Consider the following 12856-nt stretch of genomic DNA (forward strand, 5'->3'; position numbering starts at 1 on the left):
CCGCCGGCGCACTCATCGGCGCCACCGCGCAGGTCGCTCCGGCCATTGCCGCCCCGCTGCTGCCGGGCGCGCACGACGGGGACGAGGAAGCCGCCCCCGGCGCAGGAAATTCGTATTCATACTGGTGGTCGTGACCATGGCCGGTTCCTCGATCGACAGATGAACCGCACCCCACATCGCGACGTCGAGGACCGCGCCGACCACACCGCCGCCGACGACACCGAGGTAGTTCACGTGCCGCTCGTCCGGTGTGAGAGACAGGGTCATCCGACCGGGCTCGGCTTCCACCACCACGATGTTCAGTAACTTGGTCAGCGGCGGTTGCGGCAGGTCGCCGGAGCGCAGCCGCTCCAGCAGTTCCTCGCGGGACAGTTGCAGCAGCCCGAGCACGGCCAGGCCGGGATCCTCCCATTCCAGATGCAGTGATCTCGTCGCACCGGACATTTCGATCGTCGCCAGATCGTTGCCTGTCATCACATCCCCTAACTATGTCGATATCTGCTGGTCGATGAGGGCGAAGAGTTCGTCGGCGCTGGCCGCTTCGACGGCGATACGGTCGCTCGGTACCGGGGCCTCCCGTTCCGCCAATGCCTCGGCCAGCGTGGAGCGGACCCGCTCGGCCAGCCGAGCCTTGTCCGCCGCGGACGGTATCGTCGCCAACAGCGTGCGCAGGGCGGCGATCTGATCGTCGATCGCCGACGGGATCGAGGAGTCCGCCCAACGCGAGAGCACCAGTTTCGCGACGGCGGTGGCGGTCGGGTAATCGAACACCAGCGTCGTGGGCAGTTTCATACCGGTCACCTCGGTGAGCCGATTGCGCAACTCGACACCCCCGAGGGAGTCGAAACCCAGTTCGCTGAACGGAGTTTCGGGATCGATGGCATCGGCCGACGCGTGACCGAGAACCGCTGCGGTGTGCTCGCGCACAAAGCCGAGTACCAGCGCATCGCGCTCGTCCTCCGGGGTGGCGGCGAGTTGCTGCGCCAGTAGACCGCCCCCGGCCGCTGCGCTCGTCGTGCGCCGAGCACGTGCGGGGACCAACCCGCTGAGCACCTCGGGCAGTAGCCCCGCTCTGGCCTGCGCCGCGAGCGCCGGTTTATCGAACTCGACACCGGCGACCAGTGTTTCGTCGGTGGCGACCGCGGCGTCGAGCAGTGCGGTCCCGTCGTCGTCGCCGAGTACCTTGATGCCCATTCGCGCCAACCGTGCCACGGTGGCACGGTCCATGGCGCCCGCCATGCCGGTGTCTTCGTTCCAGAGACCCCAGGCGATCGACAAGGCGGGCAACCCCTCGGACCTGCGGGCACAGGCGAGACCGTCGAGGAACGCGTTCGCCGCCGTGTAGTTGCCCTGCCCGGCCGAGCCCAGCAGCGCGGCGGCCGAGGAGAACAGTACGAACGCCGCCAGCTCGTGCTCGCGGGTGAGCTCGTGGAGGTTCAGGGCACCGTCCACCTTTGGTGCCAGCACGCGGTCGAGCTGTTGCGCGCTCAATGTTTCGATCGTGGCGTCGTCGATCATGCCCGCGGAATGGATCACCGCGGTCAGCGGGTGCTCGGTCCCGATCGCATCGAGTACCGCCGCCACAGCGGCCCGATCAGCGACATCACATGCGGCGACCCGGGTTTTGGCGCCCAGCCGGGTCAGTTCGTCGACCAGCTCCGCTACACCGGGTGCCGCATCGCCACGCCGCGAAACCAGCAGTAGGTGTTCGACGCCGTGGGTGCGAACCAGGTGTCGGGCCATTACCGCGCCGAGTCCACTGGTGCCGCCGGTGATCAGGACCGTGCCGTCGCCGAATGCGCCTGTCCCGCCCAATGTTTCGGCTCTTGCGACGCGACTGTCCATGGCGCCGAGACGCGGCACGAACATCGCGCCGTTGCGGATCGCCACCTGCGCTGGGGCCGACTCGATCGCGCCGCGCACGACGGCGTCACCGAGATCGCCGTCGTGGTCGAGCAGCACGATGCGGCCCGGATATTCCGATTGTGCGGTGCGGATGAGCCCCGCCACCGCGGCGGCCGCCAGGTCGACGGACTCCCCCGGCATACCGGCCGCGCCGCGAGTCGCCACCACCAGGCGGGTGTCGGCCAGCCGCTCGTCGGCGAGCCAGGATCGCACGGTGGCCAAGGCCGAGTGGATCGAGCTCCGCACCGCGGCGGCCGTATCGCCGTCGATCCGACCGCGCCCGACGGCGGTCGGATCGGCGATCGACCAGACGACCACGTCCGGAACGGACTCTGCCGCAATCATTTCCGCGACATCGCGGTAGTGCAGATCGATGCCGGGCACCCGAACCGCGCCCAGAGTCGCGAGCACTCCGCCCGCCGACGGTGCGGGCAGCTCCGACGGGATCCACCGCAAGCTCAGCAGCGATGAGCGCCGAACCGCGGCCACCGCGTGCAGCGCCGCGGCATCGATGGGACGCGCAGCAACCGCGTCGATCGTCAGCACGACCGCCCCGGTCTCGTCGACCGCGGCGATGCTCACCTGCCCGTCGGCGTCCCGGCTCACCCGTGCGCGCATCGCGGCGACGCCGGAGCGCCACAACCGAACGCCGGTGAAAGAGAAGGGCAATGGCAGCTGCTCCGGTGGCAGACCGCTGTTCAGGCCGTCGATGGCCGCGTGCAGGCAGGCGTCGAGCAGTGCCGGATGGATGCCGAATGCGGCTGCCGAACCGCTCACCGAGTCGTCGAGGGAGACTTCGGCGAATGTCTGCTCGCCACGCGTCCACATCGCCGTGACACCCTGGAAAACCGGACCGTAGTCGAATCCTTTGTCCGCCAATCGATCATAGAGAGCGCTTTCCGACGGCTGGGCCCCGGAGGGCGGCCAGTTCGCTTCGCTCCAGGTGGGAACTTCGTCCCCGTCGGCGGCGGTCAGCACACCACCAGCGTGCAGGACCCATGGATCCCGATCCGCCGCGTCCCGATCAGCGGCGTCGACTCGCGAATAGATCGCGAACCTGCGCCGTCCCGCGTCGTCGGCTTCCTCGACACTCACCTGAAGATCGACCTCCGCACCATCGGCGAAGACGAGCGGGGCTTCCAGCAGCAACTCGTCGATGACAGCGACGTCCAGTTGCGCACCCGCCGTCAACGCCAATTCCGCGAAGGCCGTGCCGGGCAGCAGCACCGAACCGAACACCGCGTGGTCGGCGATCCAGGGCTGGGTTCGCACCGAGAGTCGTCCGGTGAACAGCCACTGGTCCCGGCCCGCGAGCGGCACCATATTCGTGACCAGCGGATGTCCGAACGAGCCGACCACCTCGTCGGATTGCGGCTGCAACCAGAACCGCTTGTGCTGAAAGGCGTAGGTGGGCAGCTCCATCGGTCCGGTACCACGCGCGCCGAACAGCAGTGGCCAGTCCACCGGCGTACCAACCACATGCACCTGGGCGAGGGCCGTGACGAACTGGAACGTCTCGTCGGTCGATCGTCGGGACGAGGCAACCACGATCGACGCCGCGCCGACCTCCGGGTGTTCCGCCAAACACTCCCGGGCCATCGCGGTGAGCGCCGCGTCGGGACCGACCTCGACGAATCTACGCACGCCCGACTCGATGAGACTGTCGATGCCGGGCGCGAACCGCACGCAGCCACGCACCTGCGCCACCCAATACGCCGGATCGCGAACCTCCGCCCCCACCTGCGTCCCCGACACATTCGACACGATCGGCAGCAGCGGTTCGTGATAGGTCAATCGCTCTGCCACCGAGCGGAATTCGTCGAGAATGGGTTCCATCAGCACCGAATGCGAGGCATGCGAAATCCGCAGCAACGTATTCTTACGGCCCGCGTCGGCGAGTCGCCGCTGAATCTCGCCGACAGCATCGGCGTATCCGGAGAACAGCACCGACTGCGGCCCGTTCACCGCGCCGAGCGATACTCGGTCACCGAAGCCGGCCAGCAGCTCGGCGGCCTCGGTCTCCGAGACCGCCGCCGCCAGCATCGCGCCGCTGGCCGGAGCCGACCCCATCAGCCGGCCGCGTGCCGCTACCAACTCGCACGCGTCCGAGAGCGACCACACGCCCGCGGCGTAGGCCGCGGTCAGCTCGCCGAGTGAATGACCCGCGACCACATCGGGTCCCACGCCGAACGATTCGAGCAACCGGAACATCGCCACTTCGAAGGCGAACAGCGCGGGCTGCATCCAGCCCATCTCGTCCAGCACACCCGCCGAATCGGTGAACATGACCTCCCGCAACGACCCGCCGAGGTGCCGATCGAACTCGGCGCACACCTCGTCCAGTGCCGTCGCGAACACCGGGAACGCCGCGTACAGCCCGGCGCCCATGCCCACTCGCTGCGCGCCGCCACCGGTGAACAGGAACGCCGTCTTCCCCGAACCGACGGCGCCCTCGGCCACACCGGGCAACACCGAGCCCGCGGCAAGGGCGTTCAGCCCGGCCAGGAGTTCGGCCCGGTCACCTCCGACGACGATCCCGCGCCGATCCAGCAACGCCCGTGACTCGCACAATGAGCGCGCCACCGCCCACGAATCCACCTCGGGATGGTCGGCCAGCCAGCCCAGCAGTCGCGCGGCCTGCCCGCGCAACCCCTCCACCGTCTTCGCCGATAGCACCAGCGGCACCACCCCAATCGTCGAATCGGCCACGAAACCCGATGCGACGGAGGGCGATTCACCATCTGCCGAGTGTGTCGTGACCGGGCGTGCCGCCGGTGCTTCCTCGAGAATCACATGGGCGTTCGTGCCGCTGATCCCGAAGGACGACACCCCGGCCCGGCGCGTCCGCTCGCCCGCGGGCCACGGCTCCGCCTCGGTCAGCACCCGCACCGCGCCCGCCGACCAATCCACATGGGGCGACAGCTCGTCCACGTGCAGGGTCTTCGGCAACATCTCGTGCCGCAAAGCCTGCACCATCTTGATCACTCCGCCCACGCCGGAAGCCGCCTGAGTGTGACCGATATTGGACTTGAGCGCGCCGAGGCGCAGCGGCCGATCCGCGCGCTCCTGCCCGTAGGTGGCCAGCAGGGCCTGCGCTTCGATCGGATCACCGAGCGCCGTCCCGGTACCGTGCGCCTCCACCACGTCCACCTCGTCCGGGCGCAGGCCCGCATCGGCCAGCGCCGCCGCGATCACCCGCTCCTGCGAGGGACCATTGGGCGCGGTCAGGCCGTTGCTCGCGCCGTCCTGGTTGACCGCGGTGCCGCGCACCACCGCCAGGACGTTGTGGCCCAATCGCTGTGCGTCCGACAGCCGTTCCACCACCAGCACGGCGGCGCCCTCGGCCCAGGCCACCCCGTCGGCCGCGGCCGAGAAGGATTTGCACCGACCGTCCGGCGCGAGACCACGCTGCCGGGAGAACTCCACGAACACCATCGGCGTCGACATCACCGTCGCGCCGCCAACCAGCGCGAGCGAACTCTCCCCCTGGCGCAGCGCCCGGCACGCGACGTGCAATGCCACCAGCGACGACGAGCACGCCGTATCCACTGTCATCGCAGGTCCTTCCAGACCCAGCGTGTACGCGACGCGTCCGGAGACCACACTCGCCGCGGCGCCGGTCCCGATATAGCCCTCCGCCTCCGGCCCGCCCTTGCGGGTGAGCACCTCGTAGTCCTGGTACATCACGCCGGTGTAGACGCCGGTGTCGCTGCCCCGCAACGAGGTCGGATCGATTCCGGCCTGCTCCAACGCCTCCCACGACACCTCGAGCAGCAGCCGCTGCTGCGGATCCATCGCGACCGCTTCGCGTGGGCCGATCCCGAAGAAGGCCGCGTCGAAACCGGCCGCGTCGGCCAGGAACCCGCCCTCGCGGGCGTATGACGTGCCGGGGTTGTCGGGGTCGGGATGGATCAGGCGTTCCAGGGGCCAGCCCCGGTCGTCGGGAAATCGACCGATGGCGTCGGTGCCGGACGCCACGAGATCCCACAGCCCGCCAGGCGATTCGACACCGCCGGGATAACGGCAGGCCATGCCGACGATCGCGATCGGCTCATCGGCGCGCGTCCGGCGGCGCGCCGGCTGGGCATTCGCCGCCGCGCCCGCACCGTCGAGTTGCGCGCGCACGTACCGGGTAGTGGCCTTCGCCGTCGGATAGTCGAAGGCCAGCGTCGACGGCAGGCGCAGACCCGTGGTCTTGGCCAGCCGGTTGCGGAAGTCCACCGCGCCGAGCGAATCGAATCCCAGTTCACTGAAAGGCTTTTCGGCGTCGATCACCGATCCCGACGGGTGCCCGAGCACCGCGGCGACCTGCTCTCGGACGAAATCGAGAACGATCGCGTCGTGCTCGTCCGGCCCGGCCGCGGCCAGCCGCCGCATCAGGTACCCGCCCCCCTTGCTCACGCGTCGTGGGGACGGCACCAATGATTGCAGGGGCGAGGCCAGCATGCCGGCGCGCGCCTGGACCGATAGTGCGGCGAGGTCGAAGTCGACCGCGGCGAGGAAGGGAGCGCCGGCATCGGTCGCCAGCTCGAGCAGCGCGAGGCCATCGGCCGGTGCGAGTGGGCGAAAGCCCATGCGCGACAGACGTTCCACGGCGGCCGCACCCAGTTCGGCCACCATCCCGCTGTCTTGACTCCACGGTCCCCATGCCACCGACACCGCGGGCAGACCCGCGTTGACACGCCGTCGAGCCAAGGCGTCCAGGACCGAATTCGCCGCCGCGTAGTTGGCCTGTCCCGCCGATCCGAGCACCGCCGCGATCGAGGAGAACATGACGAACGCCGACAGGTCGCGGTCCAGGGTGAGTTCGTGCAGGTGCAGCGCCGCATCGACCTTCGGTGCGAGTACCCGGTCGATCTGCTCGGCGGTGAGGGTTTCGACGGTCCCGTCGGCCAGCAGTCCGGCCGCGTGCACAACAGCTGTCAGCGCGGGACCGTCGGCGATCTCGTCGAGCAGCGTCGCCACGGCGGCACGGTCGCTGACATCACAGGCCAGTACCCGCGCCCGAGCGCCGAGTTCGCCCAATTCGGTCACGAGTTCGGCGACACCGTCGGCCTGCGTGCCACGCCGGGAAACCAGTACCAGTTCACGCACGCCCCGCACAGCGGCCAGATGTCGTGCGACCAGGGCGCCGAGCCCGCTCGTACCACCGGTGATCAGCACTGCACCCGAGCCGAACGCCGGGCCGGTGTCGGTCGCGGACACCTCGTGCCGGGTCAGCCGCGGCGCGAACAGCGCATCAGCGCGGGCCGCCAGCTGCGCCTCCTCGGTCCGCAGGGCCGCCACGATGAGATCGGGGGTGACCGCGGCCGCATTGTCGATGTCCACCAGGACAATTCGACCGACATGCTCGGATTGGGCACTGCGCACCACACCCCAGGAGGCGGCCGCGGCCAGATCAGGATCCTCACCGACCAGACCAGCCCCGTTGCGCGTCACCACGATCAGCCGTGCGTCCTCGGCCGTCGGCAGACGCAACCACGATCTGACCGACTCCAGCACGCTGTGCACGCGTCGGCGTACGAGTTCCGCCGAACCGGGTCCGGAATCAATCGACGGCTCGAGGTCATCGGCGCACCACACCACGAGGTCAGGGACGTCGTCGCCGGTTGCCTCGGCCAGGGCGGCCATATCGTGGTAGTTCTCGTCGAATCCGGACGCCGCCGCGGCACCGACGACGGCCATTCGCCGACTCTCCGGGCCTGCCTGCGTACGGGATTCGACGACGCTCCACTGCACGTCGTAGAGCGCGTGACGTGCCGAAGTCCGGCCATCGCGCAGGGCCCGGCTGTGCACCGGTCGCGCCTGTAGCGCCTCGATGGTCAGCACGACAGCGTCGGATTCATCGACGAGTTCGAGCCGCACACTGTCGGCTCCGCTGCGCTGGATGCGCGCCAGCGCGGCCGTCACACCGCGGCGATACACCTGCACGCCGGTGAAGAAGAACGGCAGCGGCGCCTGGTCCTGCGGCAGCTCGGCGCCGAGTTCCTCGACGGCGGCGTGCAGTGCCGAATCCAGCAGCGCGGGATGGATGGCGAAGCGGGCGGCGTCGGCATCGAGTTCGGTGGACAGGCGCACCTCGGCCACGAGATCGTCACCGGTACGCCACAGGCGGGCGACATTCTGGAATGCGGGGCCGTATCCGAGTCCGCGCGCGGCCAACCGGTCGTACATCGGCTCGCCGGAGACGACATCGTCCTGCGCCGCCGGGCCGAGGTCGCGGCCGGTCATCGGCGCGTCGTTCGACTGCGCGGGCGCGAAGACGCCGCGCGCATGTGTGATCGCGCTCGTGCCGGTCCGCGACCCCGGCGAGCCGTCGATCACGAAGGCGCCCTCGACAAGCTTCGACACCACGACGAAGCGCCTGCGTCCGTCATCAGCGGCGGCTTCCACACTGATCTGGATATCGATTTCGGTGTGCTCGTCCATCCGCAGCGGTGCTTCGAGGACCAACTCCTCGACGATCTCGACACCGAGGCGAGCACCGGCCGCCAACGCCAGTTCCACGAAGCCGGTGCCGGGCAGCAGCACCGCGCCGAACACCAGATGATCGGCGATCCAGGTCTGCGACGCCGTCGAAAGTCTTCCGGTGAACAGCCATTCGTCCTTGCCCGCAATGGCCACCGCCGCGCCCAGCATGGGATGGTCGATCGACAATAGACCGGCACGACCCACATCGCCGAGACCGTCCGTGGGCGGCACCCAATACCGTTGCCGTTGGAAGGCATAGGTGGGCAACGAGATTCGGCGCGTCGATCGGCCCGCGTAGAGTGGCCGCCAATCCACCGGGAGCCCGGCGGCGTGCGCGGCGGCCAGGAACGCGGTGAACTGCGCCGCCTCGTCGGCATCGCGCCGACCGGCTGCGGCCACCACCGACCGCGCCTCGAGATCGGGTTCCTCGGCCAGACATTGCCGGGTCATCGCCGCGAGGACGGCGTCGGGGCCGACCTCCAGGAACCGGCGGACGCCGATCGCGGCCAACGTCTCCACACCCGGGGCGAAGCGAACGGCCGCCCGCACCTGATCCGCCCAATACGACGGGTCGGTCAGTTCGCGATCGACGACGGCGCCGGACACATTCGAGACGACCGACATGGTCGGCATCCGATAGGTCAATTGCTGTGCCACCGCGCGGAATTCGGCCAGCATCGGTTCCATCCGCGCCGAATGGAACGCGTGACCGACCCGCAACCGGTTGGTCATGCGCCCCTGATCGCCGAGCATCCGCTCGATATCGTCGACCGCGTCCACGTCGCCGGACAGCACCACCGAGGACGGACCGTTCACGGCGGCCAGCGATAGCCGGTCCCGGTATCCGGCCAGCAGCGCGACGGCCTCGTCTTCGGATACGGCCGCCGCCAGCATCGCCCCGCCCGGCGGCAGCGCACCCATCAGCCGCCCGCGCGCCGCCACCAGCGCGCACGCGTCCGGGAGCGACCAGACTCCGGCGATATACGCCGCGACCAATTCACCGATGGAGTGGCCGAGCAGCACATCGGCGGTCACCCCGAACGACGCGACGAGCCGGTACAGCGCCACCTCGAACGCGAACAGCGCGGGTTGGGTGAACTCTGTACGATCCAGCGGCGTTGCGGCGGGACCGGTCGTGTCGCCGGTGGGGCTGTCTTCGGCGAACATCACATCGCGCAACGAACATCCGAGCAACGGATCGAATACGGCGCACACCTCGTCCAGTGCCGCCGCGAACACCGGGAACGCCGCATACAGTCGCGCACCCATACCGGGTCGCTGCGCGCCCTGGCCGGTGAACAGGAACGCGGTGCGACCCGAGCCGACCACACCGCGAACCACATCGGGTCCGGACACGCCGCTGGCAAGGGCCGCCAGACCCGTCAGCAGTTCGGTGCGATCGCGTCCGATGACGGTGCCCCGCCAATCCAGCCGGGCCCGCGAGGTGGTGAGCGCATGAGCGATATCCCACGGGTCCGCCTCGCTGTCACCGATCATCCACTGCCGCAGGCGATGCGCCTGTGCGCGCAGCGCCGCCTCGGAACTCGCCGATACCAGCAGGGGCACGAATTCGGACGTGCACGGCTGCTCGGCGTCGCCCCGCTCGGGAGCGTCGCCGGCGGTCGGGCTCTGCTCGGCAACCGGTGCGGTGGGCGCTTCTTCGAGGATGACGTGGGCGTTGGTCCCACTGGCCCCGAACGACGACACGCCCGCGCGCCGGATCCGTTCGCCTGCGGGCCACGGCTCGCTCTCCTGGAGCAGCCGCACGGTGCCCGCCGACCAATCCACATGCGGGGTCGGCGCGTCCACGTGCAGTGTCTTCGGCAGCATGCCGTGGCGCATCGCCTCGATCATCTTGATCACGCCGCCGACGCCCGCCGCCGCCGAGGTGTGGCCGATATTGGACTTGAGCGATCCGAGGCGCAACGGATCCGAGGTACGCCGCGTGCCGTAGACACTGATCAGCGCCCGCGCCTCGATCGGATCGCCGAGCATCGTGCCCGTGCCGTGTGCTTCTACCGCGTCGATATCCGACGGTTCCAGGCCCGCATCGGCCAGCGCTTGGGTGATGACCCGTTCCTGGGACGAACCGTTGGGGGCCGTCAGCCCGTTGCTCGCCCCGTCCTGGTTGACCGCGGTGCCGCGCACCACGGCGAGTACGTTGTGCCTCAATCGCTGTGCATCCGAAAGCCGCTCGAGTACCAGCAAGCCGAGGCCCTCGGCGAAGCCGGTGCCGTCGGCGGCCGCCGCGAACGCCTTGCAGCGGGCATCCGGTGACAGTGCGCGCTGCCGCGCGAAGGCGATGAGCAGCGCCGGATCCGACATCACGGTCACGCCGCCCGCCAGCGCCAGGGTGACATCGTCGCGGCGCAGGGCCTGACACGCCAGATGCAGCGCCACCAGCGACGACGAGCACGCAGTATCGACCGAAATGGCCGGCCCCTCGAGGCCGAGGGTGTAGGAGATCCGCCCGGCCAGCGCACTGGTCGCCACGCCGAGATACGCATGGCCTTCGGACTCGGCGGTGAGCGCGGGCGAGCCGATTCGTGGACCATAGTTCTGGTGATTGACACCGGCGAACACGGCGGTGTCGCTGCCGCGTAGCGATGCCGGGTCGATACCCGCGTCCTCCAGCGCCTCCCAGGACGCCTCCAGCATCAGCCGCTGCTGCGGATCCATCGCTGCGGCCTCACGCGGGCTGATGCCGAAGAAGGCGGCATCGAAATCTGCCGGGGAATCGAGGAATCCGCCCTGGCGGGTGTAGATCGTCCCCGGCACATCCGGGTCGGGATCGAACAGCCGGTCCAGGTCCCAGCCACGGTCGGACGGGTAATCCCCGACAGCGTCAACGCCATCCGCCGCTATGCGCCACAGTTCCTCGGGTGAGCGCACGCCGCCCGGGTAGCGGCAGGCCATTCCGACCACGGCGATGGGCTCATTCGACCGGTCGATGAGCTGGCTCAGCTGTTGTTTGGTTTCGTACAGTTCCTTCGCGGTCTTCCTGAGATATCTGCGAAGTTCGTCGTTGTCGGCCATCGGTGGAGACTCCTGCTCGTGCCAGTTCAGCTGAGGTGGTCGATAAATGCGAAAAGTTCACTGTCGTCGACGGTTTCGAGGCTCTCGGCATCCGCGTGCTGCTCGATCTCGTCGGTGTCCTTGCCCTTCAGCCGTCGCCACATCGCCATCAGCTTGCTGGCGATAACCGAACGGTCGGCGGTCGACAGATCGGCGGCGGCGCAACTGCGCGCCAGGATGTCGATGTCGGCCGCGATCCGCTCGGCCAGGTCCTCGACCGGTGCGATCTCCTGCCGGAGGAAGTCGGCCAGCGCCACCGGCGTCGGGTGGTCGTACATCGCGGTCGGGGACAACTGCACGCCGGCAGTGGTTTTCAGCCGGTTGCGGAACTCCATGACGCCGAGCGAATCGAATCCGATATCGGTGAATGGTTTATTCGGTGCGATCGTCTCCATGTCATCGTGACCGAGGACGGCCGCGGCCTGCGTGCGGATCACGTCGAGGACGATGGTTTCCTGCTCGGCCGTCGAGCGGCCGAGCAGTTGCGACGCCAGGTCCGACGAATCCCGCGCGGCACCGGCGGCTGCCCGCCGCCGACCGGGCCGCGCCAAACCGCGCATCACCGCGCGCAGCTCACCGGGACCGGTCTCGCCCAGCGCGGTCCGATCGACCTGAGCGGCCACGAACGCGGATCTACCACCCGCCAGTGCCGCGTCGAACAGCGCCATCCCATCCTCGTCGTCCAGGGGTGCGAAGCCCTCGCGCCGCAGCCGAGCGAAGTCGGCGGCGCCGAAGGCGCTGGTCATCCCCGTGTTCTGCCGCCAGGGCCCCCAGGCCACCGAGGTGGCTGGCAGGCCGCTGACCTGACGGTATTGCGCCAATGCGTCGAGGAAGACATTGGCGGCGGCGTAATTCGCCTGCCCCGGATTGCCGATGATGCCCGCGATGGACGAATAGAGCACGAACAGCGACAGATCGAGGTCCTTGGTCGCCTCGTGCAGATGCCACGCCGCATCGACCTTCGGGCGCAGCACGTTCGCGATCTGCTCGGATGCCATGGTCGCGAACAAGCCGTCGGCGAGCACACCGGCGGTGTGGATGACACCCGTCAGTGGATGCTGCGGCGGGATCTGCGCCAGCATCCTGTCCAGCGCGGTGCGATCGGCCACATCGCAGGCGACGATATCGACGTGCGCGCCGAACGTGCCGAGTTCTTCACCTAGCTCGGCCGCGCCGGGTGTGTCCGGTCCGCGCCTGCTTGCCAACAGCACCCGACGCACCCCGTGCGCGGTGATCAGGTGTCGTGCGACCACGGCACCCAATCCGCCGGTGCCGCCGGTGATCAGGACGGTGCCCTCGGCAAGCAGCGGTGGATTTATTGGCATGATTGGGCCGATTAGTGCATTTAAATTTTTACATGTCGATTCAGCCGTTATGAGTATCATCCTAATTATTATTGGTTTTT

Annotated in this window: 3 protein-coding genes; all 3 read right to left on the minus strand. The window is 68.9% G+C overall.

Going from position 1 to position 12856, the window contains the following annotated elements:
- Positions 1 to 12: 12 nt before the first annotated feature.
- The gene (locus ABZW16_RS40105) at positions 13 to 474 is read right to left on the minus strand and encodes a hotdog fold thioesterase (RefSeq protein WP_354961384.1); all 462 of its coding nucleotides are present in this window, start codon (positions 472 to 474) and stop codon (positions 13 to 15) included.
- Between the two features lie 12 nt (positions 475 to 486).
- Positions 487 to 11412, minus strand: coding sequence for an SDR family NAD(P)-dependent oxidoreductase (locus tag ABZW16_RS40110; protein ID WP_354961385.1), 10926 nt, complete (start codon positions 11410 to 11412; stop codon positions 487 to 489).
- A 26-nt stretch (positions 11413 to 11438) separates the two neighbouring features.
- On the minus strand, positions 11439 to 12856 hold a 1418-nt coding region (locus ABZW16_RS40115; protein ID WP_354961386.1), incomplete at its 5' end, for a beta-ketoacyl reductase.

The organism is Nocardia sp. NPDC004604 (genome assembly GCF_040609795.1).
Taxonomy (GTDB): Bacteria; Actinomycetota; Actinomycetes; order Mycobacteriales; family Mycobacteriaceae; genus Nocardia.

Coding starts and splice junctions, on each gene's coding strand:
- ABZW16_RS40105 (WP_354961384.1), bottom strand. CDS start 474: ATGACAGGCAACGATCTGGCGACGATCGAAATGTCCGGTGCGACGAGA.
- ABZW16_RS40110 (WP_354961385.1), bottom strand. CDS start 11,412: ATGGCCGACAACGACGAACTTCGCAGATATCTCAGGAAGACCGCGAAG.